This window comes from Salipiger abyssi, assembly GCF_001975705.1.
Classification (GTDB): Bacteria; Pseudomonadota; Alphaproteobacteria; order Rhodobacterales; family Rhodobacteraceae; genus Salipiger; species Salipiger abyssi.
In genome coordinates, this window is sequence record NZ_CP015093.1 from 2,389,079 (window position 1) to 2,415,244 (window position 26,166).

Consider the following 26,166-nt stretch of genomic DNA (forward strand, 5'->3'; position numbering starts at 1 on the left):
GGTAGACATGGATATGCGCCCCAACCCGCCGCTCGCCGCGGTGCTCACGCTTTGTGCCTCCGCCCTCGTGGCAGGGACGACACTGTTTGCCAAAATGCTCGGCACCGACACGCTGGGCGCGCCATTGCATCCGCTCCAGGTGAGCCAGGGGCGGTTTATCTTTGCGCTGATGGCATTTTCGACCGCCGCGCTGGTGCTGCGCCCGCGGTTCACCCGCCCGGCCTGGTCCACCCATGTGCTGCGGGTGCTTTGCGGCTGGGGCGGGGTCAGCTTCATGTTCGCCGCCGCCGCCTTCATCCCGCTGGCCGATGCCACCGCCATCAGCTTTCTGAACCCGGTGGTGGGCATGTTGCTGGCGGTTCCGTTTCTCGGCGAAAAGGTCGGGAGGGTGCGTATCTCGGCTGCCGTGATCGCGCTTGTGGGGGCGATGGTGCTGCTGCGCCCGACGCCGCAGGCGTTTCAGCCCGCCGCACTGCTGGCGCTGGGGGCGGCGCTCTGCCTCGGGGCGGAGGTGGTGGTGATCAAGCGGCTGAGCGGGCGCGAGGGGGCGTTCCAGATCCTGCTGATCAACAATTTCATCGGCGCCTGCATTGCCAGCCTCGCGGCGCTGGCGGTCTGGCAGATGCCGACACCGTCGCAATGGGCGGCGCTTGCGGGGCTCGGGCTGCTCATGGCCTCGGCGCAGACCTGTTTCCTCCAGGCGATCCGGCGCGCCGATGCCAGCTTCGTGGCGCCGTTCTGGTACGCCGCGCTGATCTTTGCGGCGCTTTACGACTTCCTGCTGTTCGCCGAGGTGCCGGATGCGGTCTCGGCCCTCGGCGCGCTGATCATCGTGAGCGGCGCCGGGCTGCTGGCCTGGCGCGAGGCGCGGCTCAGGCCTTCAGCCGCCAGCCCGTCCGGATCAGCGCCCACGCCGCAAGCAGCACCGCCGCTGTCGCCGCCAGCGCCACCGCAAAGCCAAAGCCCGGAGCCGCGTCGCTGACGCCGAGCATGCCGTAGCGCGCGCCGTCGATCAGGTAGAAGACCGGGTTGAAGTGGGTCACCTCGTAGAGCCCGGGCGGCAGCGCCTGCACCGAGTAGAAGGTGCCCGAGAGGAAGGCGAGCGGGGTGACGAGGAAATTGGTGATCGCCGCCATCTGGTCGAACTTGTTGGCCCAGAGCCCCGCCAGCATGCCGAGCGCCGACAGGAAGGCAGCGCCGAGCGTGGCGAAGACCAGCAGCACCAGCGGGTGCGCCGGCGCCAGCCCGGTGGTCAGCCAGATCCCCAGCGCGATCGCCACGGCCACGAAGAGCCCGCGCGCCACGCCGCCGGCGAGATAGCCCAGCACCAGCTCGAACGGCGCCAGCGGTGGCATCAGCGTATCGACGATATTGCCCTGCACCTTCGAGATCACGATGGAGGAGGAGGTGTTGGCAAAGGCGTTCTGGATCACCGTCATCATAAGGATGCCCGGCGCGATGAAGCTGGTGAAGGGCACGCCCATCACGTCGCCCCGGCGCGGGCCGATGGCGATGGTAAAGATCACCATGAACAGCCCCGCCGTCACCAGCGGTGCCAGCAGCGTCTGGGTCCAGACATTGGTGAAACGCCGCACCTCGCGCCGGCACAGCGTGTAGAGCCCCAGCCAGTTGACGCGGCCAAAGCGGCGTTCGCCGGGATCGGTATGGGGGATATCGGTCATTCGCGGCCCTTTCCTCTGCGGCCTTGGCTTGTAACTCGGATGACGATGACTACAATAGGGCCAACCGCGGAATTTCCAGGCGGCCCCGGTCGTGGGCCGCTTTTTCAATAAGGATACATCATGTCCTGGACCGATGAGCGCGTCGAGCTGCTTAAGAAGATGTGGGCGGAAGGTCAGTCCGCCAGCCAGATCGCCAAGGAACTGGGCGGTGTCACGCGCAATGCCGTGATCGGCAAGGTGCATCGTCTGGGCCTGTCGAACCGTACCGGCGCCGGCGCACCGGCGGCGGCCCCTGCCAAGGAGGCGAAGGCCCCCAAGGAGGTCAAGCCCAAGGCGGCACCGAAACCGGCTGAGCCCGAGCCCGAAGCCAAGCCGCGCGAACCCGCCGTGCCGGCTGCCGCCGAGACGCGGTCCGCGCCGCCGGCCACGCGCAAGCAGATCATCCCCGCCGGCCAGCCGCTGCCGCCGCAGCCTTCGGCGAACGAGATCAGCCCCGAGGCGCTCGCCAAGGTCAGCGAGGTCGAGAAGAAGGCCAAGAAGCTGACGCTGATGGAGCTGACCGAGCGCACCTGCAAATGGCCGGTGGGCGACCCGGCGACCGAGGATTTCTGGTTCTGCGGTCTGCCGGTGCAGCAGGGCAAACCCTATTGCGACGCGCATGTGGGCGTGGCCTTCCAGCCGATGTCCTCGCGCCGCGACCGCCGCCGCTGAGCGCGGGGCAACGCAGGCTTTCAGCACTGTAAGGGGACGGGCCGTCATGGCGCGTCCCTTTGTCTTTCTGCGGCTCCGTGGCGACCGGGCGCGGATTGGCATGGCGTGCGGGGCGGGATAGCCTACGGGCGGACCCTCTGAGGCGCAGGACGAAATGACCCGCATCCGCCCGGTCAGGCCGGAAGACATCGACGCGCTCTACGCGATCTCGCTTGCCACCGGTTTCGAGGGGGGCGATGCCTCGCATCTCTACGACGATCCGGCTCTGATGGGGCATATCTACTCCGCGCCCTATGCCGCGCTCTGCCCGGAGCTGGCGCTTGTGGTGGAGGATGACGCGGGCGTCGCGGGGTTTGTGGTGGGCACCGCCGATACGCTTGGCTGGCAGGAGCGGCTGGAGCGCGACTGGTGGCCGGCATTGCGCCGGCGCTATCCCGACCCGGCGGAGTTCCCGGCGCCAGAGCGCACGCCGGACCAGCGGCGGGCCTTCATGATCCATCACCCGGAGGCGCCGCCCGTCACCGTGACAGACCATTACCCCGCGCACCTGCATATGAACCTGCTGCCCCGTCTTCAGGGCGCCGGGCTCGGCACGCGGCTCTTCGCCGACTGGCGGCGTCTGGCCGAGGCGCAGCGGGCCGGCGGTGTTCATGTCGGGGTCAATCGCGCGAACGCCCGCGCGCTGGGTTTCTGGCGCAAGATGGGGTTCAGGGATCTGGGTTACGCGGAGGGGCGCACCCTCTGGATGGGGCGCGAATGAGCGGGTGCCAGCACGATTGAAGCGCGCGGCGATTTCTGAAACGGTGACGCGATCCGGCGCCGCAGGGAGATCGGCATGACATCCAGCTACGAGTTCGTTGCCAATCCTCTTGCGAAGCCCGATGGCGTTTGGACGCCCGCGCAAGACGACATTCTCTCCGACCCTGCCTTTGCCGCCGCTTATGACGCGATCTCGCACTGGCCCGGCTATGCGCCCACGCCGCTGCACGCGCTCGCCGATGTCGCGACGGAATTCGGCGTCGCCACCGTGCGCTACAAGGACGAAAGCGCGCGCTTCGGGCTCGGCAGTTTCAAGGCGCTCGGCGGTGCATACGCCGTGGCGCGGCTGCTGCGCCGGGAGCTTTCGGCGCGGCTGGGGCGCGAGATCCCGATGCAGGAGATCATCGACCGCACCCATCCGGACGCGGCGGAAATCACCGTCTGCTGCGCCACCGACGGCAATCACGGGCGCTCGGTCGCCTGGGGCGCGCAGCGCTTTGGTGCGCGCTGTGTCATCTTTACCCATGAGACGGTTTCCGAAGGCCGCCGTGAGGCCATCGCACAATACGGCGCCGAGGTCCGGCGCACGCAAGGCAACTACGACGCCAGCCTGCGCGAGGCGCAGGAGACCGCCGATGTCGAGGGCTGGTTCGTCGTCTCCGACACTTCCTATCCCGGCTATACCGACGTGCCGCGCGACGTGATGCAAGGCTACGAGATCATGGCGGCGGAGGCCTTCGACGCCTTGCCCGAGGCGCCGACCCATATCTTTGTGCAGACCGGCGTGGGCGGCATGGCGGCGGCGGTCGCGGCCTCTGCCAAGCGGCGTTACGGCGCGGTGCGGCCCCGGCTGGTGCTGGCCGATCCGCTGAAGGCCGATTGCTGGCTGAAGAGCTTTCGCGCCGGGGCGCCGGTGGCCGACGAGGGCGCGCTCGACACGATGATGGCGGGTCTGGCCTGCGGCGAGGTCTCGCTTTTGGCATGGGAGATCCTCAAGGACCATTGCGACGCGGCGGTGGGTGTGCCCGAGGAGGCGGTGCCGCGCTGGATGCGGCGCCTCGCGGCGGGCACGCCGCCGGTGGTTGCTGGCGAATCCGCCGTGGCCGGGCTTGCGGCGGCGGAGGCCTGCTGCGGCAACGCCAACTGGCGGACGGCGCTCGGGATCAGCGGCACATCGCGGATCCTGGTCTTTGGCAGCGAGGGCGCCACCGACGAAGCACTTTACCGCCAGATCATGGGCGGCTGAGCCGCAGGGCGGGCGGCATTCGCGAGAATATCGAAACGGGTGCTTCCCCGCACCCGCGCGCTCCATTATATGCCCGCCATGCAGAATCCTCCCGAGTTGCGCCCCGATCTGGCGCGCGCCCGCCTTTCCGAGACCAAACGCGACGGCCAGCCGACCATCGGCATGGTCTCGCTGGGCTGCCCCAAGGCGCTGGTCGACAGCGAGCGCATCCTCACCCGGCTGCGCGCCGAGGGCTATGGCATCTCGCCCGATTACAGCGGCGCCGACGCGGTGATCGTGAACACCTGCGGCTTTCTCGACAGCGCCAAGGCGGAAAGCCTTGAGGCCATCGGCGAGGCGCTGAACGAGAATGGCCGGGTGATCGTCACCGGCTGTCTGGGCGCCGAGCCCGACTATATCACCGGCGTGCATCCCAAGGTGCTGGCCGTCACCGGCCCGCATCAATACGAGCAGGTGCTGGACGCGGTGCATGGCGCGGTGCCGCCCGCGCCCGACCCCTTCGTCGATCTGCTGCCGTCGAGCGGGGTCAAGCTGACGCCGCGCCATTACAGCTATCTCAAGATCTCCGAAGGCTGCAATCACGCCTGCAAGTTCTGCATCATCCCCGACATGCGCGGCAAGCTCGCATCAAGGCCCGCAAAGGCAGTGCTGCGCGAGGCGGAAAAGCTGGTCGAGGCCGGGGTGAAAGAGCTGCTGGTGATCAGCCAGGACACCAGTGCCTATGGCACCGACTGGAAGGACCGCGCCGACAAGTTCCCGATCCTGCCGCTGGCGCGCGAACTGGGCAGCCTCGGCGCCTGGGTGCGGATGCATTACGTCTATCCCTATCCGCATGTGCGCGACCTGGTGCCGATGATGGCCGAGGGGCTGGTTCTGCCCTATCTGGATATCCCGTTCCAGCATGCCCATCCCGACACGCTGCGCCGCATGGCGCGGCCGGCGGCGGCGGCCAGGACACTGGACGAGATCGCCGCCTGGCGCGCCGCCTGTCCCGAGATCGTGCTGCGCTCGACCTTCATCGTCGGCTATCCCGGCGAGACCGAGGCGGAATTCCAGACTCTGCTCGACTGGCTCGACGAGGCGCAGCTCGACCGGGTGGGTTGCTTTCAATACGAGAATGTCGCCGGTGCCCGCTCGAACGCGCTGCCCGATCATGTGGCGCCCGAGCTCAAGCAGGAGCGCTGGGAGCGCTTCATGGAAAAGGCGCAGGAGATTTCCGAGGCCAAGCTCGCCGCCAAGGTCGGCAAGCGGCTGGAGGTGATCGTGGATCTGGTCGAGGACGACGCCGCCACCTGCCGGACCATGGCCGATGCGCCCGAGATCGACGGCAATCTCTTTATCGACGAGGGTCACGAGGCGCTGAGCCCCGGCGATATCGTCACCGTCGAGGTGGACGAGGCGGGAGAATACGACCTTTGGGGGCGTTTGATCCACGGCTGAGCGCGCGACGACGTCGCGACCGATTCTTTACCGCCGAGTCAAAAAAAGCGACGTGACTGCGTCGTGCCCTGTCGATTCTTGCAGTTTCGCCGCGCGGGAAAGGCCTAAATCGAGGCGTGCGTGTTTTTGGCTGCTCATCGCTAACGGACAAAAATCTAAATTTGTGTTAAAATAGTGGCGTTCGGTCGGGCCAGCAGGGAAGAGCCATTACCGGTTCGCATGATCCGGCCGCGCCGGGGGAAAGCCGTTTTGCGGTTGTGCCGAGAGGCGGTTTTCCCGCTGCGTGTCCTTGTTTCATCCTTTCGGGGGGAAGTGGTTTTACGAAGCTTTTCAGATCCTTGAGAATGCTCCTCTGAGAAGGGGAGCATTCTTTTTGTGTGGTGCCGGAGTGGCGAAGCGTGCGCTCCAGCTTAGAGCACGACGGTGCGCAGCATGGCACCGCCATCGTCCATCTCGATCAGGGTCTGCGCCTCGCCGTCGCCGGGGCGGTTGAGCGGATCCGGCAGTACGCCGAGCGACATGGCCAGCGCCGCCAGTTCCGCGCGCGAGGTCATGCCGGTGTTCTGCGACAGGGCGTGCATCCTCTGCCGCACCGCCGAGATCGAGACGCCCAGCCGGTCGGCGATCTGCTTGTCCTGAAGCCCGTCTCCGAGCAGCTCGAGCAGTTCAAGCTGTTTCGGCGTGATGCGGTTGCGTTGGGCGAATTCACGGCCGAAATGGTAGAGATAGCGCTGATGCCCGGTCAGGGCGGCGGTGGTCAGCGTCCAGCCATGGGCGTTGATGATAGTCAGCATGTCGCGGCGGGAATGATCGCCGGAAAAGCTGATGAGCGCGCTTTGCGGCGGCGCATTGCAGCGCAGCGGGATCGAATAGCCGGCGCGGATGCCGCGCCGTGCGGCCTCGCGCAGGATCTCGAGGCGCTGCTTGGGCACCTGCTTGTATTCGTCGGCGAATTCGAGCCCGATCGCGAGGGGGGTGAGATTGTTCATCGCGTGGCTGCGAAAATACGACCAGCGCAGCATTTCAGGATCTTCGTAGTAGCGATTGACCCAGGAGGCGTCGTAAGAGGTGCGGATGAAACGGGTCTTTTTCCAGCCGTGCCAGGAGCTTGCCGAGATAAAGTCGACGTATGGGAGCTGAAGCTCGCGACCCAGCGTGACAAGCAGGCGCCAGACCTGGCGCGAGGTCTCAGTGGTTTCGAGCCGCAGCAAGAACCGCTGCAAGAGCTCGGGCACATGCCCTTCCGCCGCAGTCAGGGGGCGGGTCTGGGGGGATTTTCCAGGCGGTTTCATGTTCGGGATGGCGCGACGGGCGGTCCGCTCCGCGGGCACGGACGCTTGCCGCCGGGATGCCTCCGCAACGTTTTGTCCGGTCTTTTCAAATAACGACTAAGAAACGACATCCCAAATGCTGCCTGCGTATTGGACCCGGCCAAAAACGGCGGGAAGCTTTGCTATCATGTCCCATTAGCCAAGCCTGAGGCAAATGTTATTCCGCCGCGGGTGGTGGGGCTCTGCGTCGCGAGATGCGCTGCGAGGCCGGCGAGGTGGCCCGAGCAGGATATCTTTTGCCCGCTTCGCAGGCCGCGCCGGCTTGCGTGTCCGCGCCGCCTGCGGCATGGAACGGCGCCATGGCCAAGCTCTATTTTCACTACTCGACAATGAATGCGGGCAAGTCGACGCTGCTCTTGCAGGCGGCTCATAACTATGGCGAGCGCGGAATGGAGGTCTATCTGCTGACCGCGCGGCTCGACACGCGGGCCGGCGAAGGCCGGATCGGCTCACGCATCGGACTGGGGCGCGAGGCGGATACCTTCACGGCGGAGGACGATCTCTTTGCCCGGATCGAGGCGCAGGCCTCGGGTCGGAATCTCGCCTGCATCTTTGTCGATGAGGCGCAGTTCCTGACCGAGCCTCAGGTCTGGCAGCTGGCGCGCGTGGCCGACGATCTGAACATTCCGGTCATGGCCTACGGGCTGCGTGTGGATTTTCGCGGGCAGCTTTTCCCCGGCTCGGCGGTGTTGCTGGCGCTGGCCGATACGCTGCGCGAGGTGCGCACGATCTGCCATTGCGGGCGCAAGGCGACGATGGTGATCCGCCAGGACGCGCAGGGCCGGGCGGTGATGGATGGCGATCAGGTGCAGATCGGCGGCAACGAGACCTATGTCTCGCTCTGCCGCCGGCACTGGCGCGAGGCGATGGGCGAGCGGGCGCCGGAATAGGGCGATCAGCCGCGCCGGGGCAGGATCTGTTGCGCGATGCCGGCAAAGATCAGATAGACCGACGTCGCCACCAGCCCCCAATGCGCCCAGCTTTCAGGGTGGAAATCCACCCAGGCCGCCCAGCCGGCGAAAAACGTCCAGGCCAGCGCGACGGGCAGAGACACCACGCGCCAGCGCTCGGTGCGCACCGGGTGGATGAATTTCAGCGGCAGGAACATCGCAACCGCCAGCAGCGCGACGAGCGACAGGATCACCCAGAAATTCGGCTGAATCGCAAAGAGCACCAGCACCAGCATGTTCCAGCAGCCCGGGAAGCCGTGAAAGGAATTGTCCTCGGTCTTCATCCGGCTGTCGGCGAAATAGAGCGCGCTGGCAAAGGTGATGAGGATGATCGCCAGCCAGCCGGTCCAGCCCGGCAGTAGCCCGGAATGAAACAGCGCGAAGGCCGGGATGAACACATAGGTCAGGTAGTCGATGATCAGGTCGAGCACCACGCCGTCGAAGCGCGGCGCGTTGGTCTTGACGTCGTATTTCCGCGCCAGTGGCCCGTCGAGCCCGTCGACAAAGAAGGCGACCACCAGCCAGAGGAACATCACCGACCATTGCCCCTGCGCGGCGGCCAGCAGCGCGAGCATGGCAAAGACCGCTCCGGTGGCGGTGAAAAGGTGAACGAGCAGAGCTTGCGAGGCGCGTGTCATCAGCGTGTCATGCCGTATCCGGACGCTGACCGCAAACCGAACCTGCGGATTTGCGGCAGATCCGGCAAGCATGTCCCGCCCCGGGCTTGATCCGGGGCCTCAGCGACGATGTCCAAGGCAGGAGGCCCCGGATCAGGTCCGGGGCGGGCTCCGCATGAGCGCGGCGAGCGCGGTCAGCTCCTGGCCGAAGCCGGTCTCCAGCGCCGCGCCGGCGGCCCGGCGCGCCTCGTCGGGCTTGTTCTGGCTCAGCTTCCAGGTGCTGTCGATCTGCTCGATTTCCAGCCGGAAGGGCAGGATCATGCGCATCAGCTTGCCCTTGGCCTCGTCCGAGAGCTTGTCCATCGTCCAGGGCGCCTTGGGCAGCCGGGCCTCATAGGCGGCGGATTGCGCCGCCAGCAGCGGTTCCAGCGCCTCCTGCGGCAGCGGCACCAGCCGCCCGGTCAGATGCACCGCGACATAGTTCCAGGTCGGCACCTGATCGGGGCCCATCCCGTACCAGTCCGGCGAGACATAGCCGTCCGGCCCACCGACCGCGAGCCGCGCCGGCAGCGCCTCGCGTGCCGCGCGGGTGATCGGGTTGGAGCGCACCAGATGCAGATCCGCGTGGCTGCCATCCTCGGAGAGCAGAAACGGCACATGGCTCAGCAGCGGCGCGCCCTCGGTCGAGACGGCCAGCGTGCCAAAGGCCCGCTCACGGACCAGCCGCAGGCTCTCGGCCTCTTCGGTGCGGCGGAAGATCGGGTTGGGATGCATTTCGACCTCTCGGTTGTCGGGAGAGCTGGAACTAGCTGGAAAAGAACATCGAGCGAGCTTGAACCGGTCGAGCCATCGCCGCAAGGATCCGGTCTGCATTCTCCTTGGGCGGCGCCCTGCCGTCGAGTTCGAGATCGTAGCGCAGTCCGGCATGGATGCGCGCCGCGTCCTCGACGGCACTGCCCTGACGGCGGTCACCGCGCGCAACCTCGCGCCGCGCCAGCTCCTCCGGTGGTGTGAAAACGCCGACGAAGAGCAGGTCGTGGCCCGCCAGAAGATCCTGCAACCTGCCATGCCATCCCGACGTGTCGAGGATATGCTCGACGATCATGTCGCAGCCGCTCTCGGCAAAGCCTGCAAAGCTGCGGTGCAGCCCCTCGAACACCGCGTCCCGGATCTTCGTCCAGTCCCCGCGCGCGGCAGGCGGTAAGGCACCACCGTCGCGCAACGTGTCGAAGGAGAGCCGCAGGAAGGGGAAAGGCGCGCGGGTTTGCAGGGCCTTGGCGAGAGTTGTCTTGCCGCTGCTCGAAGCCCCGTGCAGCAGGACGATCCGGCTCATGCCACCAGTCGCTGGCCGTTCTGGCCGGTGATCGTGGCCGTCACGATGCTGCCCTCGGTCTGGGGCGCGGTCAGCGTCACCTCGGTGAACTGCTCGGTGCGGCCCATATCCGGCGCTTCCATGAGGATGCGGTGGCTCTTGCCCTGCTGTGCCGCCAGATGCCGCGCCACGGCGGCCTCTCCGGCGGCACGCAGCCGGGCGGCGCGCGCCTTGATCGTTGCACCGTCCACCTTGTTGGGGATCTTCGCGGCGGGGGTGCCGGGGCGCGAGGAATAGGGGAAGACATGCAGCCAGGTCAGGTCGCACTCCTCGACCAGCTTCAGCGAATTGTCGAAATGCGCCTCGGTCTCGGTCGGGAAGCCCGCGATGATATCAGCGCCGAAGGTCATCTCGGGGCGCAGCCGCCGTGCCTCCTCGCAGAAGCGGATGGCGTCGTCGCGCAGATGCCGGCGCTTCATGCGCTTCAGGATCAGGTCGTCGCCATGTTGCAGGCTGAGATGCAGATGCGGCATCAGGCGCGACTCGGTGGCGATGGCCATCATCAGATTCTCGTCCGCCTCGATGCTGTCGATCGACGAGATCCGCAGGCGCGGCACATCGGTCAGCTTCAGGATGCGCATGACGAGATCGCCCAGCCTCGGCGTGCCCGGGAGGTCGGCGCCCCAGGAGGTCAGATCGACCCCGGTCAGTACCACCTCGTTATAGCCCTGCTGAACCAGCCGCTTGATCTGGTCCACCACGACGCCCGCAGGCACAGAGCGCGAATTGCCCCGGCCATAGGGGATGATGCAGAAGGTACAGCGGTGGTCGCAGCCGTTCTGCACCTGCACATAGGCGCGGCTACGGGTGCCGAACCCGTCGATCAGATGCTCCGCCGTCTCGGTCACCGACATGATGTCGTTGACCTGCACGCGCTCGGTCTCGCCGATAAAGCCGTTCGACAGCCCCGCCCAGGTGTCCGGCGCCATCTTTTCGCTGTTGCCGATGACCGCGTCGACCTCGTCCATCTGCGCAAAGCTGTCGGGGTCGATCTGCGCCGCGCAGCCGGTGACGATGACGCGGGCCTCGGGGTTTTCCCGCCGCAGCCGCCGGATCTCCTGCCGCGCCTTGCGCACCGCCTCCGCCGTCACCGCGCAGGTGTTGATCACAACCGCGTCGCCGACGCCGGCCTCTTCGGCCAGCGCCTTCATCGCCTCGGTCTCGTAGGCGTTGAGCCGGCAGCCCAGCGTGGTGAATTTCGGCGCGCTCATTCTACCGCCTCCAGCCAGGCGCGCGAGAACACGCCGTCGAAGACATGCGCCGTGCCGCCGGTCATCCAGACACCATCCTCGCTCCAGTCGATCTGCAATGTGCCGCCATCAAGCTCGACGGTCACCTTGCGTCCCGTGAGCCCCCTGCGTGCAGCGGCCACGGCGGTGGCGCAGGACGATGAGCCCGAGGCCAGGGTCACGCCCACGCCGCGCTCCCAGACGCGCATGCGCAGGTGGTCCGGGCCGATGAGGCTCGCGACCTGCACATTGGTGCGTTCGGGGTAAAGCGGGTGATGTTCGTGCCCCGGCCCGAAGGCGTCCAGATCCACCGCCTCGGCATCCTCGACAAAGAAGGTGCAATGCGGGTTGCCCATGCCGGTGGCGGTCGGGGCGCCCTCGATGGGCAGCTCCAGCGTGTCCATCTCGCGGGCGAGCGGAATCTCGTCCCAGCGCAGTTGCGGCTGGCCCATATTCACCGACGTCAGCCCGTTACCCGCGTCCTCGGCGAGCAGCGTGCCGCGCTCGGTGACCAGTTCCAGCCGCGCGCGCCCGGTCTCATCCATCAGGAACCGCGCGATACAGCGGGTGGCATTGCCGCAGGCGCCGGCGGTGGAGCCGTCGGCATTGTAGAAGGTGAGTCGCGCATCGCCTTCGCCGCGCTCGATCAGGGCAAGCTGATCGAAGCCCACCCCGCGATGCCGGTCAGCGATGGCGCGGGCCAGGGCTGGGGTGACCTCGATGTTCCGGGCACGCCCGTCCAGCACGACAAAGTCGTTGCCGAGCCCATGCATTTTCATGAAGGGCAGTGTATCCGGGGCGTGTTCCATGGGCGGGCATATACGCCCGTTGCGAGAGCCTTTCCAGAGTTCGTGACGATTGGGTGAAGAAAAGCGTAAATCGGGGGTTGACCCTGCCCCGTGCTCTTTCTAGAAGCGCCCGCACAGTGGGCCGTTAGCTCAGTTGGTAGAGCAACTGACTTTTAATCAGTGGGTCGCAGGTTCGAATCCTGCACGGCTCACCACTGAACTATCTGTTTTTCTTTCCCTTTCGGAACGATGTCGGATGTGGCGAACCGCTTAGGAGGGCTCGCCAGATCTCATTCTCCGTTCGGCCGCGATGCCGGCTTTTCGAAGGCTGAGACGGCCAATCCCTCCCGTACCGCCGCGGCGTCCTGTGCCGGTCACGACCGGAATCCGGTGTGTTGTCGCGAGTCGCATCGCACAGGCCTCCCGAAACCCGTGAGACGATCCGCTGCTATTCTGGCGCCGCATGGAGGCGTTAAGCGCAGAGACTTCGTGCGGCCGGCGCCACTTTGCCGTGAGCGGGCCGGTCGTCTGGCGGATTCGCGCGAAGCGCTGCGTGCAGTCCGGGCGGTCCTCGACTAAGCACTGGGGCAACGCCGCGCAACATGGTGAAACACCCGATCGCAAAGGACCGACCATGACGAAAATCTATCTCGCCGGCCCCGATGTTTTCGCCCCAGATCCGCAGGCGCTCGGCATGCGCAAGAAGGCGCTTTGCGCGCAGCACGGGCTCGACGGGGTCTTTCCGATGGGGCTGGTGGCGCTCGACACATCGCGTGCCAAGCGGGATCAGGGGCTGCAAATCTTCGACGTGATGGAGCGCGCCCTGTCGGATTGCGACGCGATGATCGTCAACCTGACGCCGTTTCACGGCCCCAGCGTCGATGTGGGCACGGCGGTGGAGATCGGCTTCATGCGGGCGCAGAACAAGCCGATCTTTGCCTATTCCAACTCGGACGACCATTTCGCCGACCGCGTGTCGCGCTTCTGGCAGGGGGACGTGACGCGACGGGAGAACGGGGCCTTGCAGGGCGCGGACGGGATGGAGATCGAGGCGTTCGACATGTGCGACAACCTGATGGTGCATGGCAGCGTCGAGCGCTCGACCGGCGTGCTTGTCACGCGGGATGTGCCGCCGGGGGCCGTCTATGACGATCTAACCGCCTTCGAGGCCTGCGTGGCGCAGGCGGCGGCTTGGCTGGCGGAGCGCGCCGGCGGCTGAGCGACGGGTGCCAGCCACAGGCGCGGGGGCGGCGTCAGGAATGCGCCGCCTTGCTGTCCTCCGGCGCTTCGGCGCGGTCGAACATGCCGTAATCGCGTATAACGCTCGCGATCCGGATGCGGTAATCGTCGAAGATCCCCTGTCGCCCCTGCGACTGCGCGCTGCGATGGGCGCTGACCCTTCGCCAGTGCGCAAGTGCCGCCTCATCCTCGAAGAAGGACAGCGACAGAAGCTTGTTGGGGTTGCTCAGGCTCTGGAACCGCTCGACCGAGATGAAGCCCTCGATCTCCTCCAGAATCGGCCGCAGCCCGGCTGCGAGGTCGAGATAGTCCGCCCCGCGCCCCTCTGCCGGCTCGACCTCGAAAATCACCACGATCATTGCAGCGCTCCGGGGCCGTGCGGCGCAGAGGCGAGCTTGAGGAAGGTCCGGTCCTCGCGCAGCAGGAATTTCTCCTTCATGGCGAATTCGTAGCTTTCCCGGCCCAGAGGATCGGCGGCGAGCCGTGCGCGATAGGCCTCGTAGTCCGCGAGGCTCTCCAGATTGTAGATGCCGTAGGCCAGCGTGCTGGAGCCCTCATGCGGCGCGTAATAGCCGATCAGATCGGCGCCGCAGCGCGGGATCGCCTGGCCCCAGTTGCGGGCATATTGCTCGAACTGGGCCTTCTTGGTGGGGTCGATATGGTAGCGGATCACGCAGGTCAGCATGGCTGTCTCCTTGAGGTTTCTGTCCCCGGACTAGCAGATTGTCAGAGGTCTATGCTTCGATTAGGGTCGAACTATGAAAGAAGGTCCCGATATCGCCCGTATCGCCGCGCTGATTGGCGATCCCGCCCGCGCCAATATGCTGACCGCGCTGATGAGCGGCAAGGCGCTGACCGTCAGCGAGCTGGCGGAGGAGGCGGGAATCACCATCCAGACGGCCAGCTCGCACCTGTCGAAACTCGACCAGGGCGGGTTGCTGCGCCCGCGCAAGCAGGGGCGGCACAAGTATTTCTCGCTGGCCAGCGATCAGGTGGCGCATGTGCTTGAGGGGCTGATGGGGCTGGCCGCCGGGGCGGGGCATTTGCGCCGGCGCACCGGGCCGAAAGACGCCGAGCTGCGGCAGGCGCGGGTGTGCTACAACCATCTGGCGGGCGACATGGGCACGCAGATGTTCGACAGCCTGATTGCGGGCGGTCATCTGAGGCTCGACGGCGAGGATCTCAGCCTGACCGAGACGGGGGCCGGGCTGGTGACCGATCTCGGAATCGACCTCGGCGCGCTGCAAAAGGGGCAGGCGGCGCTCTGCCGGGAATGCCTCGACTGGAGCGAGCGCCGCTCGCATCTGGCGGGAAGCTTGGGCCGCGCGCTGCTGAGCCGGTTCGAAGACCTGTCCTGGGCGCGGCGTGACCAGAAAACCCGCGTGGTTACCTTTTCACCCAGCGGTTTCCGGGCGTTCGAGCGGCTCTTCGGTTCCGGCTGAGCATCCGCTCACTCCGGGCGCAGACGGTCGAAACAGGCGCGGTCATACTCTTCGACGAGGGGCAGGGCGCGGGTCAGCAGCGCCTCGCCCTCCGCTGTCAGCGCCACCGGCTTGGCGCGTTGATCGGACTGCGCCGGCAGCCGCCGGATCAGCCCGTCCGTCTCCAGCCGTTTCGAGATCTGCGAGACATGCATCCGGTCGAGCCCGACAAGATCGACCACCGCCTGTTGCGTCACCTCGCGACCGTCCTGCGCCAGCCAGCCGAACACCGCGAGAATCGCGAATTGCGGCTGGGTCAGCCCGAGCGGCCGCAGCACGGCGTTGAGCCCGCGCTGCCATGCCATGAAGTCGCGCCACAGGATGAAACCGGGGCTGTCATGCGGCCCGGCATAGCGCGATGGCCAGTCAGCGGTCACGGGCGACGCCCTCTTCGCTGACGCGCTTCAGCCCCGCGAGCGTGTCCGGCAGGGTCCGGTCGATCCCGGCGCCGATCAGCCGCCGGAACAGGAAGGCGAGCGGGCCGGAGAATTGCACCCAATGCGTGGCGCGTGTTTGCCTGCCATTGCCGGTCAGCTCGTGGCCGAAGGTCATGCGGCAGAGCGGCAGCGTCCCCTCGATGGTGAAAGAGCGGTTCGGCGTCACATCGGTGACCCGGATCTTTGCCTTGGGGCCTTCGCGCGGTTGCAGCCAGCCCGTGGCGCCGGTGCGCAGTTCCGGCAGGCCGACCGCTTTGGTCTCGCCGTCCCAGACCGGCCAGAGCTCCGGGTCCGCGTAGAGCGCAAAGACCGTCGTTGCAGGCGCCTCAATCTCGACCGTGTGTTCTATACGCATGCGAGTCGTCCATAAATGATAAATGCATTTACTAAATGGCGAATCCCGCACGCTAACGCAAGCGGTCATCGACGCAGGGGGGCACCCCGGGACGCGCCTCAATCCACCTCGCGTGCGGCGATGCGTGCGCCGTCGGTCAGCCCGGCCGCCGGGTAGAGCACCACGCTGTCATTCTCCGAAAGCCCGGAGAGAAGCTGTGCCGCGCTGCCATTGCCCGGCCCCAGCGTCACCGGGGTCTGCACCGCGCGACCGTTCTCCGCCCGGAACACCGCCCAGCCCGCACCGTCGCGGAACAGCGCGCTTTGCGGCACGCGCAGGGTGTCGGCCTCTTCCCAGACCACGATCCGTGTCACCACGCGATAGCCATGGCCCAGCGTCGCGCGCGCCTCTTCCGGGCCGGAGAACCGCACGGTCACGTCGACCCGCTGCTCCTCGACCCCCAGCGCCGAGACCTTGGTCTCGCCCAGCGGCGCGATGCGGGTGACCTCGCCCGCCAGCGCCGTCTCGCCGCCCCAGTCGTCGATCATCACCCGGTCGCCGAGGCTCACCTGCACCGCATCCGAAGAGATCAGATCGACGATCACCTCAAGATCGCCCGTCACGTCGCCCACCTCCAGCACCGCCGTGCCCGCCGGCAGGATGGTCTCGCTCTGTTGCAGCACCTGGAGGATGCGGCCCGAGACCGGCGAGACCAGCGGGATATCCGAGGCGTGATCGCCCGCCACCGCCGCTGCCAGGCCGATATCGTCGAAGCTGATGAGCTGGGCGCGGGCATTGGCAAGCTCCGCCTCGCGCATCGACACCGCCGCGCGTGCCGTCTCCAGCCGCGCCGTGGCCGCCCGCGCCTCGGAGCGCGAGCGGTCGAGCGCGGCGGTGCTCACCGTGCCGCTGCGGGCCAGCGTCTCGTCGCGCTCGTATTGCGATTGCGACAGTTCGGCATCGGCGGCGGCGACATTGACCTCGGCCTCCGCCACCTTGAGCGCCGCGCGCGCCGCATCGACCGCCGCCGAGGCCTGCTCGCGGGTGCGGATATCCAGCGCGTCGGGGTTGGTGGGGCGCATATGCGCCACCGCCTGGCCCTGGGTGACCGCATCGCCGGCCACCGCCCGCACGCGCAGCAGCCGGCCCGCGACGGGGGTGGAGACCACATAGACATCGTGCACCTGCGTGCGGCCTTCCTCGTCGATGGTGACGGTCAGCGGGCCGCGTGTGACCGCGCCCAGATCGACCAGCGTGGCGCGCGGCCAGAAGGCGGCCACCAGCGCGCCGCCCAGCAGCAACGCGAGCAGGGTCCACAGGATCAGGCGGGTGCGGTTGCGGGTGTCTGCCATATCGTCAATCCCGTGTCTTGAGCGCCGTGACCAGATCGGCCCGGTCGACATCGCGTTTTACCAGAAGCCCGGAAATCGCCGCCCCCGCGAGCACCACCAGCGCGGCATTGCCGAAGGTGGCGGGCTGGAAGACCACCGTAACGGTGTAAAGCTCCGAGGAATAGGCGGCTGCGAGGATATGCGCAAAGCCCGCGCCGAGTGCCGCGCCGAAGGGCAGGGCGAGCAGCGTCACCAGCCCCAGCTCGCCCAGCAGCACATAGGCCGCCTCGCCGCGCGAAAAGCCGATCACCCGCAGCGAGGCGAGATCGCGGGACCGCTCGGCCAGCGCGATGCGGGCGGCGTTGTAGACGATGCCGAAGGTGATGATGAAGGCCACCGCCGACATGATGAAGCGCGACCAGCCCGCGCCCTCGTTCATCATCCGCTCGAAGGCCTCGCGGCTGTCCTGCTTGAGCGCCACACCCGCCACCGTGGGCAGCCCCTTGAGCCAGACATAGACCTTGTCCGCCCGCGCCTCGTCGAGCCGCAGTGCCGCGCCGGTGATGCGCCCCGGTTCCCCCAGCGCCGCGTTGATGCCGTCGAGCGCCATATAGGCGGGCGCGCCCATCACCGTGTCCGAGATCCCCATCACCGGCAGCTCCAGCACCGGCTGCGCGCCCTCGCGCACCTCGGCTGTCAGGGTCTGGCCGGTCTCCAGCTTCAGCTTGGCGGCAAGCGCGCTGCTCAGGACAAGCCCCTCGCGGCGCATGTGGATCGGCTCCAGATCCGGGGTCAGGGCACGGTTCAGGACGGGGCTTTCCGGCAGGCCGGTGATGCTGCCGCGATGGGTCTGCCGCCCGTTGCGCAGGATCACCGCCACGTCGCGCCGGCCCTCCACCCGCTCGATGCCGGGATGGCTGGCCAGCTCGAACAGCACCTTGTCCGAGACCGCATGGGTGAAGGTCACGGCGGCCTCCGAGCGGTCCATCACCTCGAAATTCAGCGCGATGGCGTGGTTGAAACTGCTCTGGATGGTGATCATCCCCACCGAGAGCGCCATGCCGAAGGTGATGCCGACGATGGCCCCCGCCATGCGGAACGGCGTGCGGGTGAAGCGGCGCAGCACCATGCGGCTGGGCTGGTCGAGCCAGCTTGTCAGCCCGCGCCAGCGCCCGGCGCGGGAATAATCGGCAGGGGCGGGCGGGCGCATCGCCTCTGCCGGGTCGAGCGCAAAGATACGCCGCAGCACGATGGCGCCGCCCGCCGTGGCTGCCAGCACGCTGACCGCGATGCCGATGGCAAAGGAGGCCGGATCGAGCCGGAAGACGAGGAAGGGAAACTTGAAGAAATTCAGGTAGAGCTGCACCATGGCGCGCCCCGCCAGAATACCGAAAAGACAGCCCATCAGCGCGCCCAGAAGGGCGATGGCCAGCACCAGCTTCAGGTAATGCCCGCCGATTTCGCCCGACCGGTAACCGAAGGCCTTAAGGAGCCCGATCTCTTCGCGCTCGGCCTGTACCATGCGGGCGATCACGATGTTCAGCAGAAAGGCCGCCACGGCCATGAAGATCGGCGGGATCGAGGCGGCGCTGTCGCGCAGCCCGTCGATTTCCTCAGACACGAAGCGGTTGGAGAACATGTCCTCGCGCCCATAGGCGCCGGTGGAGCCGTAAGGTTCCAGCACCCGGTCCACCGCATCTGTCACCGGCTGCGCGCCGGCGCCGCGCGCCAGCCCGATCAGCAGCTCGTTGAAGGCGCCGTCCATGTCGAAGGCCGCCGCCATCGCGGCGGGCGACAGCCATAGCACGCCGAAGCGGGCGTCGTCGGGGATGCCCTCGCCGGGGGCGGCGCTGTAGAGGAATTCCGGCGCGCGGGCGAGCCCGGTGATGCGGAAGCTGTGCCGCGCGCCGTTCATCGTGGCCTCCAGCGTATCGCCGGGGCGAAGCCCATGGGCGGCGGCGAAACTGTCGAGCAGCACCGCCTCCTCGGGCTTGCCGCGCTCGAAGAGCCGCCCCGCCTCCAGCCGGATCGCGTTCAGCGCCGGATCGCCGTCATAGGGCAGGGAGAGCGCCTGCGCCTGCACCGGCACCGCGCGGTCGGGCAGGTCGATAAGCGCCGCGCCGCTGACCCGCCCCTCGACCGCCTGCACCCCGGGCAGCGCGGCGATCCGGTGCAAGAGGTGATCGGGCGCCCGCACCACCGAGGCGGCAAGATCGGCCAGCCGGTAGCGCTCGTAATAGCTGCGGCGGGTTTCGTCGAGCGAGGTCACCAGCCCCGACATCATCACCTGCATCATGACGCCAAGCGCCATGACCACGGCAATCGCCAGCGCCTGGCCCTTCATCCGCCACAGGTCGCGGGTGAGTTTGCGGTCGAGCGGGCTCACCACTCGATCTCCTCGGCGGGCAGCTTGTGGCTGTTGCGCTCCTGGGACCGGATCGCGCCATCGGCAAAGCGGATCACCCGGTCGGCCATGGCGGCGGTGGCGGCGGCATGGGTGACGATCAGCACCGTGGTGCCCAGCGTCTGGTTGAGATGTTGCAGCACCCCCAGCACCTCGCGCCCGGTGGTGCTGTCGAGCGCGCCGGTGGGCTCGTCGCAGAGCAGGACATCGGGCTTTTTCGCCACCGCGCGGGCAATGGCGACGCGCTGCTGTTCGCCGCCCGACATCTGGCTCGGGAAATGCCCCAGCCGCTCCTCCAGCCCCACCAGCGCCAGCGCCTCGGCGGGGGTCATCGGATCTCGGGCAATCTCGGTCACCAGCTCGACATTCTCCTCCGCGGTGAGCGAGGGCATAAGGTTGTAGAACTGGAAGATGAAGCCCAGATGATCGCGCCGGTAGCGGGTGAGCTGCCGGTCGGTCATCGCCGTCAACTCGCGGTCACGGAACCAGGCGCGCCCTGTGCTGGGCCGGTCGAGCCCGCCGAGGATATTGAGCAGGGTGGATTTGCCGCTGCCCGAGGGGCCGAGCAGCACCACGATCTCGCCGGCGGGCAGATCGAGATCGACCCCGCGCAGCGCATGCACTGCCGAGGCGCCCTCGCCATAGGTGCGTGTCAGACCTTCCGCCCGATAGGCGCTCTCTGCCATGGACCTCCCTCCATGGCCGAAACCCTAAAGCGTTTTTGCGCCGCGTGTCTTGCGCAGGATCAAGCTTTTTCGGAGGGCGCGTGGATATGCGCCGCCGCAGCCGCGGCCAGCGGATGCAGACCTTCGCCGCCCTGCGCCACGTAATCGAGATACTGTGCCCGCATGCGCGGTTCCCAGAAATCGTTGATATGCGCGGCCACATCCTCGGCGCCGGTCTCGCCGGGCTGGGTGGCAAAGAAGGTAGCGATCTGGTTGGCCATCATGACCATCTTTTCAGGCGACATGCGTCTCTCCATCGACGATCCGCTCGGGCGCGGCGTAAAGGTCGAACCCGCCGGAGCGGGCAAAGGCGGCAAGCGTGAGCCCCGCCTCCTCGGCCATCCGCAGCGCCAGCGCGGTCGGGGCCGAAACGGCGATCAGGATCGGGCAGCGCGCCAGAACGGTTTTCTGCACCATGTCGACCGAGACCCGGCTGGTCAGCACAAAGGCGCCCTCGGCCGGGTCCATGTCCTGCCGCGCCAGCGCGCCGATCAGCTTGTCGAGCGCGTTGTGCCGCCCGACATCCTCGCGCGCCAGAACGATGCCCTTACCGGGCCGCAGGAACCCCGCCGCATGTACCGCGCGGGTCTGGTCGTGCAGCGGCTGGTGGGCGCGCAGCGCGTCGGTCGCGCGGGCCACCTCGGCGCGGGTGAGGCTCGGCCCGCCCTCGGGCAGCGGCGGCAGGGCGCGCAGCGCCTGATCGAGCGAGTCGATGCCGCAGAGCCCGCAGCCGGTCGGCCCCAGCAGGCTGCGCTGCCGTTCCTTGAGTGCGGCGCCGCGATCCTCATGCAGCCAGAACCGCGCCTCGATGCCCTGCGGATGGGTCACCGCCTCGAACTCGGCCACCTCGCGCGGATGACCGATGATGCCCTCGCTCAGCGCGAAGCCATAGGCGAAATCGGCGATGTCGCCGGGGGTGGCCATCATCACCGCCTGGGTGGTGGCGTCGAAGACCAGCGCCACCGGCACCTCTTCGGGCAGCGAGCGCACGACAGAGCGCGTGCCTTCGCGATGCACGGCGAGGCCGGGGCGGCTGTGGCTCTGGCGCGGCGCCATGGCTTACTCCGCCGCCGGCAGGATGCGCCGCGCGCGCTCGGCCTGCGCCGCATAATCCTCCTGCCAGTCCGACGGCCCGTTGGAGGGCGCGACCTGTACCGCCGTCACCTTGTATTCCGGGCAGTTGGTGGCCCAGTCCGAGAAATCGGTGGTGACCACATTGGCCTGCGTGTCCGGGTGGTGGAAGGTGGTATAGACCACGCCGGGCGACACCCGGTCGGTGATCTTGGCGCGCAGCGTCGTCTCGCCCGAGCGGCTGGCGAGCTTCACCCAGTCGCCCTCCTTCAGCCCGCGGTTCTCGGCATCGTGCGGGTGGATCTCCAGCAGATCCTGCTCGTGCCAGACGCTGTTCGCGGTGCGCCGTGTCTGCGCGCCGACATTGTACTGCGACAGGATGCGCCCGGTGGTCAGCAGCAGCGGGAAGCGCGGGCCGGTCTTTTCATCCGTCGCCACGTATTCGGTGACGATGAACCGCCCCTTGCCGCGCACGAACCCGTCCACATGCATGAGCGGCGTGCCCTCGGGATGTTCCTCGTTGCAGGGCCACTGTACCGAGCCCTTCTCCTCCAGCAGATCGTAGGTCACGCCGGCAAAGCTCGGGGTGGTGGCCGCGATCTCGGCCATGATCTGTTCGGGATGGGTATAGGCCCAGCCGGCGCCCATGGCATTGGCCAGAAGCTGGGTGACTTCCCAATCCTCATAGCTGTTCTTCGGCGCCATGACCTTGCGCACGCGGTTGATGCGGCGCTCGGCATTGGTGAAGGTGCCGTTCTTCTCCAGAAAGGACGAGCCGGGCAGGAAGACATGCGCATAGTTCGCCGTCTCGTTGAGGAAGAGGTCATGCACGATGACACAGTCCATCGCCGCCAGCCCCGCCGCCACATGCTTGGTGTCCGGGTCCGATTGCAGGATGTCCTCACCCTGGCAGTAGAGCCCCCGGAACGTGCCGTCCACGGCGGCATCCAGCATGTTCGGGATGCGCAGCCCCGGTTCCGGGTCGATCGGCACGCCCCAGGCGTCTTCAAAGACCTTGCGCACCTCGGGCAGCTTGACATGGCGATAGCCCGGCAGCTCGTGCGGGAAGGAGCCCATGTCGCAGGAGCCCTGCACGTTGTTCTGCCCGCGCAGCGGGTTCACCCCCACGCCGTCGCGACCGATATTGCCGGTCATCATGGCGAGGTTGGCAAGCCCCATGACGGTGGTCGAGCCCTGACTGTGCTCGGTCACGCCCAGCCCGTAATAGATCGCCCCGTTGCCGCCCTGCGCATAAAGCCGCGCCGCCGCGCGCAGTTCCTGTGCGTTCACGCCGGTGAGCAGCGCCGTGCTTTCGGGCGCGTGGCGCTTTTCGGAGACGAACTCCGCATAGGCCATGAACTCGTCCCAGTCGCAGCGCTCGCGGATGAAGGCCTCGTCATAGAGCTTCTCGGTCACGATCACATGCGCCAGCGCGGTCACCACGGCGACATTGGTGCCCGGCGTCAGCGCCAGGTGATGCGACGCCGCGATATGCGCCGATTTCACCAGGTCGATGCGGCGCGGGTCGATGACGATGAGCTTGGCGCCCTGACGCAGCCGTTTCTTCAGCCGCGAGGCAAAGACCGGGTGGCCGTCGGTCGGGTTGGCGCCGATCACCACCGCCACGTCCACCTGCTCGACGGAGTCGAAATCCTGCGTGCCGGCGGAGGTGCCATAGGTCTGGCCCAGCCCGTAGCCGGTGGGCGAATGGCAGACCCGGGCGCAGGTATCGGTGTTGTTGTTCATGAACACCGCGCGGGTGAGCTTCTGCACCAGATAGGTTTCCTCATTGGTGCAGCGGCTGGAGGTGATCACGCCGACGCTCTTGCGCCCGTGTTTCTCCTGGATGCCCTTGAGCCGGTTTGCCGCAAAGGACAGCGCCTCCTCCCAGCTCACCTCGCGCCACGGATCCTCGATGCGGTCGCGGATCATCGGGTTGAGGATGCGGTCGGGATGCTCGGCATAGCCATAGGCAAAGCGGCCCTTGACGCAGCTATGCCCCCGGTTCGCCTTGCCGTGTTTCCACGGCGTCATGCGCACCAGCTCGTCGCCGTTCAGCTCCGCCTTGAAGGAACAGCCGACGCCGCAATAGGCGCAGGTGGTCACCAGCTCGCGATCCGGCGTGCCCAGCTCGGCGACGCTCTTCTCCTGAAGTGTTGCGGTCGGGCAGGCCTGCACGCAGGCGCCGCAGCTCACGCAGTCGGAGGTCAGGAAATCGTCGCCGGCCATGCCTGCCGAGACGCGGCTCTCGAACCCGCGGCCCTCGATGGTCAGTGCAAAGGTGCCCTGCACCTCCTCGCAGGCCCGCACGCAGCGCGAGCAGACGATGCATTTGCTGGGATCGTAGGTGAAATAGGGGTTGCTCTCATCCTTCGCGATATAGCGCGGATTGGCCTCGCCCTCGGGCATCCGCAGCCGCGCCTCGGATTGCGAGCGCGCGCCGCTGCCGGACGGGTCGAAATGGTTGTCGCCCGGCGTGTAGCGCACGTCGCGCAGCCCCACCATGCCGGCCATGTCCTGCAATTCGCAATCGCCATTGGCGGCGCAGGTCAGGCAGTCCAGCGGGTGGTCGGAGACGTAAAGCTCCATCACCCCCTTGCGGATCTTCTTTACCTTCGAGGATTGCGTGTGCACCACCATGCCCGCATGCACCGGCGTGGTGCAGGAGGCCGGCGTGCCGCGCCGCCCCTCGATCTCGACCACGCAGAGCCGGCAGGAGCCGAAGGCATCAAGACTGTCGGTGGCGCAGAGCTTCGGCACCGCGATGCCCGCCTCCGCCGCCGCGCGCATCACCGAGGTGCCGGCGGGCACAGTCACGTCGATGCCGTCGATGGTCAGATGCACGGGCTTGCCGCTTTTCGCGGGCGTGCCCATATCCCGGTCGTCCCAGGGAATGATGAAATCTTTCATCTTTCGTCCTCCCGCAGTTTCCATTGGCTCAAAATATCCCGGGGGTCCGGGGGCAGAGCCCCCGGCGAGTCGTCTCGCGTCAGCGAGGCGAAACCGCTCATTCCGCCGCTTCCTTCACCGCGCCGAACTCTTCGGGGAAGAGCCGCAGCGCCGACATCACCGGGTAGGGCGTGAAGCCGCCAAGCGCGCAGAGCGAGCCGTCCTGCATGGTCTCGCAGAGATCGGTCAGCAGCGGGATCGCCGCCGCGTCGCCCGCCGCGATCCGGTCCAGCGTCTCGACGCCGCGCACCGCGCCGATCCGGCACGGCGTGCATTTGCCGCAGCTCTCCACCGCGCAGAATTCCATGGCAAAGCGCGCCATCCCCAGCATGTCGGCGCTGTCGTCGAAGACCACCAGCCCGGCATGGCCGATAAGCGCGCCCTGGCCGTCGAATTCCTCATAGCCGAACGGCGTGTCGAACTGGTCGGGGCTCAGATAGGCGCCCAGCGGGCCGCCCACCTGCACCGCCTTGACCGCGCGGCCCGAGGCGGTGCCGCCGCCCAGATCCTCGACAATCGCGCCCAGCTTCATGCCGAAGGCGGTCTCGAACAGCCCGCCATGGCGCACATTGCCGGCGATCTGCAACGGGATCGTGCCTTTCGAGCGGCCCAGCCCGAAATTCGCGTAATGCTCGGCGCCCTTCTCGAAAATCACCGGCACGGTGGCCAGCGAGATCACGTTGTTCACCACGGTGGGCTTGCCGAAGGCGCCTTCCAGCGCCGGCAGCGGCGGCTTGGCGCGCACCACACCGCGCTTGCCCTCGAGCGAGTTCAGCAGCGAGGTCTCCTCGCCGCAGACATAGGCGCCCGCGCCGACGCGGACCTCCATGTCATAGGCCTTGCCCGAGCCGAGCACATCCGTCCCCAGAACCCCGGCGTCGCGGGCGATCTCGACGGCGCGGCTCAGCACCGCGATGGCATCGGGATACTCCGAGCGCAGATAGACATAGCCCATGGTCGCGCCGACGCCGATGCCGGCGATGGCCATGCCCTCGATCAGGCAGAACGGGTCGCCCTCGATGATCATGCGGTCGGCAAAAGTGCCGCTGTCGCCCTCGTCGGCGTTGCAGACGATGTATTTGCGGTCCGCATGCGCCATGCGCACCGTGTCCCACTTGATCCCCGTCGGGAAGCCCGCACCGCCGCGCCCGCGCAGGCCCGAGAGTTTGACCTCGTCGGTGATCTGCTCGCCGCTCATGGTGAGCGCCCGGCGCAGCCCGGCGAGGCCGCCATTGGCCTCGTACTCCGGCAGCGACAGCGGATCGGTGAGACCGCAGCGGGCAAAGGTGAGGCGCGTCTGGCGCTTCATCCAGTCGAGCTCTTCGGTGAGACCCAGCGCCTTGGGATGGGTGTCCTCGAAGAGCGCCGGCACATCGGCGGGGCTCATCGGGCCAAAGGCCATGCGGCCCTCGGGCGTTTCCACCTCGACCAGCGGCTCCAGCCAGATCATGCCGCGCGTGCCGTTGCGGGCGATCTCGATCTCCACACCGCGTTTTTCGGCCTCGGCACGGATCGCCTCGGCGACCTCATCCGCACCCAACGCCTTGGCGGCGCTGTCCATGGGCACCCAGATCTTCATGCCGCGCCCTCCAGTTCCGCCGCCAGCCGCGCCGCGTCCGCCCGGCCGATCAGCTTGCCGTCAACCATTGCCGCCGGTGCGCAGGCGCAGAGCCCCAGGCAATAGACCGGCTCGACCGTGACCGACCCGTCCGGTGTGGTGCCGCCCCAGTCGAGCCCGAGCTTGTCCAGCACCGCCTGGCTGAGCGCATTGGCGCCCATCGACTGGCAGGCCTCGGCCCGGCAGATCTTGACCACATGCCGCCCGGCGGGGGCCTTGCGGAAATCGTGGTAGAAGGACATCACCCCGTGCACCTCGGCGCGCGTCAGGTTGAGCGCCTCGGCGATCAGCGGCAGCGCCATCTCGGGCACATGGTCAAAGGCGTGCTGGATCGCGTGCAGGATCGGCAGCAGCGGCCCTTCGCGGTGCAGCTCGGCGTCGATCAGGGCGCGGACCTCGTCCGGCGTGGGGTTTGAGTGGCGCATGCGGGCTTCTCTCCCAGAAATGTGCCC

Annotated in this window: 27 protein-coding genes and 1 tRNA gene; 9 read left to right on the forward strand and 19 right to left on the reverse strand. The window is 67.5% G+C overall.

Features of this window, described 5'->3' with window-relative positions; translation table 11 throughout:
• Nucleotides 1-13 precede the first annotated feature (13 nt).
• Complete coding sequence (locus Ga0080574_RS15090) at nt 14-982, forward strand: DMT family transporter (RefSeq protein WP_076706010.1); 969 nt, start codon at nt 14-16, stop codon at nt 980-982.
• Here the strand turns inward: Ga0080574_RS15090 and Ga0080574_RS15095 are convergent.
• A complete protein-coding gene (locus Ga0080574_RS15095; RefSeq protein WP_076701140.1) occupies nt 873-1,682 on the reverse strand; it encodes an ABC transporter permease in 810 nt (269 codons plus the stop codon). The two genes, Ga0080574_RS15090 and Ga0080574_RS15095, sit on opposite strands and share 110 nt — an antisense overlap.
• A 120-nt stretch (nt 1,683-1,802) precedes the next feature.
• Here Ga0080574_RS15095 and Ga0080574_RS15100 point away from each other — a divergent pair, with 120 nt between their 5' ends.
• The 4 genes from Ga0080574_RS15100 (at nt 1,803) to rimO (ending at nt 5,838) form a co-directional block, all read left to right on the forward strand.
• Complete coding sequence (locus Ga0080574_RS15100; protein WP_076701144.1) at nt 1,803-2,393, forward strand: GcrA family cell cycle regulator; 591 nt, start codon at nt 1,803-1,805, stop codon at nt 2,391-2,393.
• A gap of 154 nt (nt 2,394-2,547) precedes the next feature.
• A complete protein-coding gene (locus Ga0080574_RS15105) occupies nt 2,548-3,153 on the forward strand; it encodes a GNAT family N-acetyltransferase (RefSeq protein WP_076701149.1) in 606 nt (201 codons plus the stop codon).
• A 75-nt stretch (nt 3,154-3,228) separates the two neighbouring features.
• Nucleotides 3,229-4,398 carry a diaminopropionate ammonia-lyase gene (locus Ga0080574_RS15110; protein WP_076701153.1) on the forward strand — a complete coding sequence of 390 codons (1,170 nt, stop codon included), beginning with the start codon at nt 3,229-3,231 and terminating at the stop codon, nt 4,396-4,398.
• 69 nt (nt 4,399-4,467) lie between these two features.
• The gene (gene rimO / locus Ga0080574_RS15115; protein ID WP_076706011.1) at nt 4,468-5,838 is read left to right on the forward strand and encodes a 30S ribosomal protein S12 methylthiotransferase RimO; all 1,371 of its coding nucleotides are present in this window, start codon (nt 4,468-4,470) and stop codon (nt 5,836-5,838) included.
• A 410-nt stretch (nt 5,839-6,248) separates the two neighbouring features.
• On the opposite strand, the gene Ga0080574_RS15120 is transcribed toward rimO, so the two are convergent.
• A complete protein-coding gene (locus tag Ga0080574_RS15120) occupies nt 6,249-7,073 on the reverse strand; it encodes an autoinducer binding domain-containing protein (RefSeq protein ID WP_076701158.1) in 825 nt (274 codons plus the stop codon).
• 395 nt (nt 7,074-7,468) lie between these two features.
• On the opposite strand from Ga0080574_RS15120, the gene Ga0080574_RS15125 reads away from it, so the two are divergent.
• Nucleotides 7,469-8,059 (forward strand): thymidine kinase, encoded by a 591-nt coding sequence (locus Ga0080574_RS15125; protein WP_076701162.1) that lies wholly within the window; start codon nt 7,469-7,471, stop codon nt 8,057-8,059.
• Between the two features lie 5 nt (nt 8,060-8,064).
• On the opposite strand, the gene Ga0080574_RS15130 is transcribed toward Ga0080574_RS15125, so the two are convergent.
• From Ga0080574_RS15130 to dapF, 5 genes are all read right to left on the reverse strand, one after another.
• On the reverse strand, nt 8,065-8,757 hold the full coding sequence (locus Ga0080574_RS15130) for a CDP-alcohol phosphatidyltransferase family protein (RefSeq protein ID WP_076701167.1): 693 nt from the start codon (nt 8,755-8,757) through the stop codon (nt 8,065-8,067).
• 132 nt (nt 8,758-8,889) lie between these two features.
• Nucleotides 8,890-9,510 carry an FMN-binding negative transcriptional regulator gene (locus Ga0080574_RS15135; RefSeq protein WP_076701171.1) on the reverse strand — a complete coding sequence of 207 codons (621 nt, stop codon included), beginning with the start codon at nt 9,508-9,510 and terminating at the stop codon, nt 8,890-8,892.
• 31 nt (nt 9,511-9,541) lie between these two features.
• On the reverse strand, nt 9,542-10,069 hold the full coding sequence (locus Ga0080574_RS15140) for a chloramphenicol phosphotransferase CPT family protein (RefSeq protein WP_076701175.1): 528 nt from the start codon (nt 10,067-10,069) through the stop codon (nt 9,542-9,544).
• Entirely contained in the window at nt 10,066-11,319 is a 1,254-nt protein-coding gene (gene mtaB, locus Ga0080574_RS15145) for a tRNA (N(6)-L-threonylcarbamoyladenosine(37)-C(2))-methylthiotransferase MtaB (protein WP_076701178.1), read from the reverse strand. The genes Ga0080574_RS15140 and mtaB overlap by 4 nt, the downstream gene beginning before the upstream one ends.
• Nucleotides 11,316-12,146 (reverse strand): diaminopimelate epimerase, encoded by an 831-nt coding sequence (dapF, locus tag Ga0080574_RS15150; RefSeq protein ID WP_076701182.1) that lies wholly within the window; start codon nt 12,144-12,146, stop codon nt 11,316-11,318. The genes mtaB and dapF overlap by 4 nt, the downstream gene beginning before the upstream one ends.
• A 118-nt stretch (nt 12,147-12,264) precedes the next feature.
• Here dapF and Ga0080574_RS15155 point away from each other — a divergent pair.
• Nucleotides 12,265-12,340, forward strand: a tRNA-Lys gene (locus Ga0080574_RS15155).
• A 419-nt stretch (nt 12,341-12,759) separates the two neighbouring features.
• On the forward strand, nt 12,760-13,344 hold the full coding sequence (locus Ga0080574_RS15160; RefSeq protein ID WP_076701186.1) for a nucleoside 2-deoxyribosyltransferase: 585 nt from the start codon (nt 12,760-12,762) through the stop codon (nt 13,342-13,344).
• Nucleotides 13,345-13,378: 34 nt separating this feature from the next.
• Here the strand turns inward: Ga0080574_RS15160 and Ga0080574_RS15165 are convergent, their stop codons facing one another.
• Together Ga0080574_RS15165 and Ga0080574_RS15170 are read right to left on the reverse strand one after the other, a co-directional pair.
• Nucleotides 13,379-13,723 carry an antibiotic biosynthesis monooxygenase family protein gene (locus tag Ga0080574_RS15165; protein WP_076701190.1) on the reverse strand — a complete coding sequence of 115 codons (345 nt, stop codon included), beginning with the start codon at nt 13,721-13,723 and terminating at the stop codon, nt 13,379-13,381.
• On the reverse strand, nt 13,720-14,049 hold the full coding sequence (locus Ga0080574_RS15170) for an NIPSNAP family protein (protein WP_076701194.1): 330 nt from the start codon (nt 14,047-14,049) through the stop codon (nt 13,720-13,722). The genes Ga0080574_RS15165 and Ga0080574_RS15170 overlap by 4 nt, the downstream gene beginning before the upstream one ends.
• Before the next feature lie 73 nt (nt 14,050-14,122).
• Here Ga0080574_RS15170 and Ga0080574_RS15175 point away from each other — a divergent pair, with 73 nt between their 5' ends.
• Nucleotides 14,123-14,806, forward strand: coding sequence for an ArsR/SmtB family transcription factor (locus Ga0080574_RS15175; RefSeq protein ID WP_076701199.1), 684 nt, complete (start codon nt 14,123-14,125; stop codon nt 14,804-14,806).
• An 8-nt stretch (nt 14,807-14,814) separates the two neighbouring features.
• On the opposite strand, the gene Ga0080574_RS15180 is transcribed toward Ga0080574_RS15175, so the two are convergent.
• The 10 genes from Ga0080574_RS15180 to Ga0080574_RS15225 all read right to left on the reverse strand — a co-directional run bounded on the left by Ga0080574_RS15180 (nt 14,815) and on the right by Ga0080574_RS15225 (nt 26,139).
• A complete protein-coding gene (locus Ga0080574_RS15180) occupies nt 14,815-15,222 on the reverse strand; it encodes a MarR family winged helix-turn-helix transcriptional regulator (protein WP_076701203.1) in 408 nt (135 codons plus the stop codon).
• The gene (locus Ga0080574_RS15185) at nt 15,212-15,637 is read right to left on the reverse strand and encodes an SRPBCC family protein (protein ID WP_076701206.1); all 426 of its coding nucleotides are present in this window, start codon (nt 15,635-15,637) and stop codon (nt 15,212-15,214) included. Before Ga0080574_RS15185 ends, Ga0080574_RS15180 begins: the two co-directional genes overlap by 11 nt.
• A gap of 98 nt (nt 15,638-15,735) precedes the next feature.
• On the reverse strand, nt 15,736-16,968 hold the full coding sequence (locus Ga0080574_RS15190) for an efflux RND transporter periplasmic adaptor subunit (RefSeq protein WP_076701211.1): 1,233 nt from the start codon (nt 16,966-16,968) through the stop codon (nt 15,736-15,738).
• 4 nt (nt 16,969-16,972) lie between these two features.
• Complete coding sequence (locus Ga0080574_RS15195; RefSeq protein ID WP_237219260.1) at nt 16,973-19,333, reverse strand: ABC transporter permease; 2,361 nt, start codon at nt 19,331-19,333, stop codon at nt 16,973-16,975.
• Nucleotides 19,330-20,037, reverse strand: a complete 708-nt coding sequence (locus Ga0080574_RS15200) for an ABC transporter ATP-binding protein (RefSeq protein ID WP_076701220.1) — start codon at nt 20,035-20,037, stop codon at nt 19,330-19,332. Before Ga0080574_RS15200 ends, Ga0080574_RS15195 begins: the two co-directional genes overlap by 4 nt.
• Before the next feature lie 59 nt (nt 20,038-20,096).
• The gene (locus tag Ga0080574_RS15205) at nt 20,097-20,321 is read right to left on the reverse strand and encodes a formate dehydrogenase subunit delta (RefSeq protein ID WP_076701224.1); all 225 of its coding nucleotides are present in this window, start codon (nt 20,319-20,321) and stop codon (nt 20,097-20,099) included.
• On the reverse strand, nt 20,311-21,132 hold the full coding sequence (gene fdhD / locus Ga0080574_RS15210) for a formate dehydrogenase accessory sulfurtransferase FdhD (RefSeq protein WP_076701228.1): 822 nt from the start codon (nt 21,130-21,132) through the stop codon (nt 20,311-20,313). The genes Ga0080574_RS15205 and fdhD overlap by 11 nt, the downstream gene beginning before the upstream one ends.
• A 3-nt stretch (nt 21,133-21,135) precedes the next feature.
• Nucleotides 21,136-24,057, reverse strand: coding sequence for a formate dehydrogenase subunit alpha (gene fdhF / locus Ga0080574_RS15215; protein ID WP_076701233.1), 2,922 nt, complete (start codon nt 24,055-24,057; stop codon nt 21,136-21,138).
• Nucleotides 24,058-24,154: 97 nt separating this feature from the next.
• On the reverse strand, nt 24,155-25,675 hold the full coding sequence (locus Ga0080574_RS15220; RefSeq protein WP_076701237.1) for a formate dehydrogenase beta subunit: 1,521 nt from the start codon (nt 25,673-25,675) through the stop codon (nt 24,155-24,157).
• Entirely contained in the window at nt 25,672-26,139 is a 468-nt protein-coding gene (locus Ga0080574_RS15225) for a formate dehydrogenase subunit gamma (RefSeq protein WP_076701240.1), read from the reverse strand. The genes Ga0080574_RS15220 and Ga0080574_RS15225 overlap by 4 nt, the downstream gene beginning before the upstream one ends.
• Nucleotides 26,140-26,166 lie beyond the last annotated feature (27 nt).

Bases quoted from the DNA above. Each gene is read 5' to 3' on its own strand.
- Ga0080574_RS15090 (WP_076706010.1), top strand. From the start codon at position 14: ATGCGCCCCAACCCGCCGCTCGCCGCGGTGCTCACGCTTTGTGCCTCC.
- Ga0080574_RS15095 (WP_076701140.1), bottom strand. From the start codon at position 1,682: ATGACCGATATCCCCCATACCGATCCCGGCGAACGCCGCTTTGGCCGC.
- Ga0080574_RS15100 (WP_076701144.1), top strand. From the start codon at position 1,803: ATGTCCTGGACCGATGAGCGCGTCGAGCTGCTTAAGAAGATGTGGGCG.
- Ga0080574_RS15105 (WP_076701149.1), top strand. From the start codon at position 2,548: ATGACCCGCATCCGCCCGGTCAGGCCGGAAGACATCGACGCGCTCTAC.
- Ga0080574_RS15110 (WP_076701153.1), top strand. From the start codon at position 3,229: ATGACATCCAGCTACGAGTTCGTTGCCAATCCTCTTGCGAAGCCCGAT.
- rimO (WP_076706011.1), top strand. From the start codon at position 4,468: ATGCCCGCCATGCAGAATCCTCCCGAGTTGCGCCCCGATCTGGCGCGC.
- Ga0080574_RS15125 (WP_076701162.1), top strand. From the start codon at position 7,469: ATGGCCAAGCTCTATTTTCACTACTCGACAATGAATGCGGGCAAGTCG.
- Ga0080574_RS15130 (WP_076701167.1), bottom strand. From the start codon at position 8,757: ATGACACGCGCCTCGCAAGCTCTGCTCGTTCACCTTTTCACCGCCACC.
- Ga0080574_RS15135 (WP_076701171.1), bottom strand. From the start codon at position 9,510: ATGCATCCCAACCCGATCTTCCGCCGCACCGAAGAGGCCGAGAGCCTG.
- Ga0080574_RS15140 (WP_076701175.1), bottom strand. From the start codon at position 10,069: ATGAGCCGGATCGTCCTGCTGCACGGGGCTTCGAGCAGCGGCAAGACA.
- mtaB (WP_076701178.1), bottom strand. From the start codon at position 11,319: ATGAGCGCGCCGAAATTCACCACGCTGGGCTGCCGGCTCAACGCCTAC.
- dapF (WP_076701182.1), bottom strand. From the start codon at position 12,146: ATGGAACACGCCCCGGATACACTGCCCTTCATGAAAATGCATGGGCTC.
- Ga0080574_RS15160 (WP_076701186.1), top strand. From the start codon at position 12,760: ATGACGAAAATCTATCTCGCCGGCCCCGATGTTTTCGCCCCAGATCCG.
- Ga0080574_RS15165 (WP_076701190.1), bottom strand. From the start codon at position 13,723: ATGATCGTGGTGATTTTCGAGGTCGAGCCGGCAGAGGGGCGCGGGGCG.
- Ga0080574_RS15170 (WP_076701194.1), bottom strand. From the start codon at position 14,049: ATGCTGACCTGCGTGATCCGCTACCATATCGACCCCACCAAGAAGGCC.
- Ga0080574_RS15175 (WP_076701199.1), top strand. From the start codon at position 14,123: ATGAAAGAAGGTCCCGATATCGCCCGTATCGCCGCGCTGATTGGCGAT.
- Ga0080574_RS15185 (WP_076701206.1), bottom strand. From the start codon at position 15,637: ATGCGTATAGAACACACGGTCGAGATTGAGGCGCCTGCAACGACGGTC.
- Ga0080574_RS15190 (WP_076701211.1), bottom strand. From the start codon at position 16,968: ATGGCAGACACCCGCAACCGCACCCGCCTGATCCTGTGGACCCTGCTC.
- Ga0080574_RS15200 (WP_076701220.1), bottom strand. From the start codon at position 20,037: ATGGCAGAGAGCGCCTATCGGGCGGAAGGTCTGACACGCACCTATGGC.
- Ga0080574_RS15205 (WP_076701224.1), bottom strand. From the start codon at position 20,321: ATGTCGCCTGAAAAGATGGTCATGATGGCCAACCAGATCGCTACCTTC.
- fdhD (WP_076701228.1), bottom strand. From the start codon at position 21,132: ATGGCGCCGCGCCAGAGCCACAGCCGCCCCGGCCTCGCCGTGCATCGC.
- fdhF (WP_076701233.1), bottom strand. From the start codon at position 24,057: ATGAAAGATTTCATCATTCCCTGGGACGACCGGGATATGGGCACGCCC.
- Ga0080574_RS15220 (WP_076701237.1), bottom strand. From the start codon at position 25,675: ATGAAGATCTGGGTGCCCATGGACAGCGCCGCCAAGGCGTTGGGTGCG.
- Ga0080574_RS15225 (WP_076701240.1), bottom strand. From the start codon at position 26,139: ATGCGCCACTCAAACCCCACGCCGGACGAGGTCCGCGCCCTGATCGAC.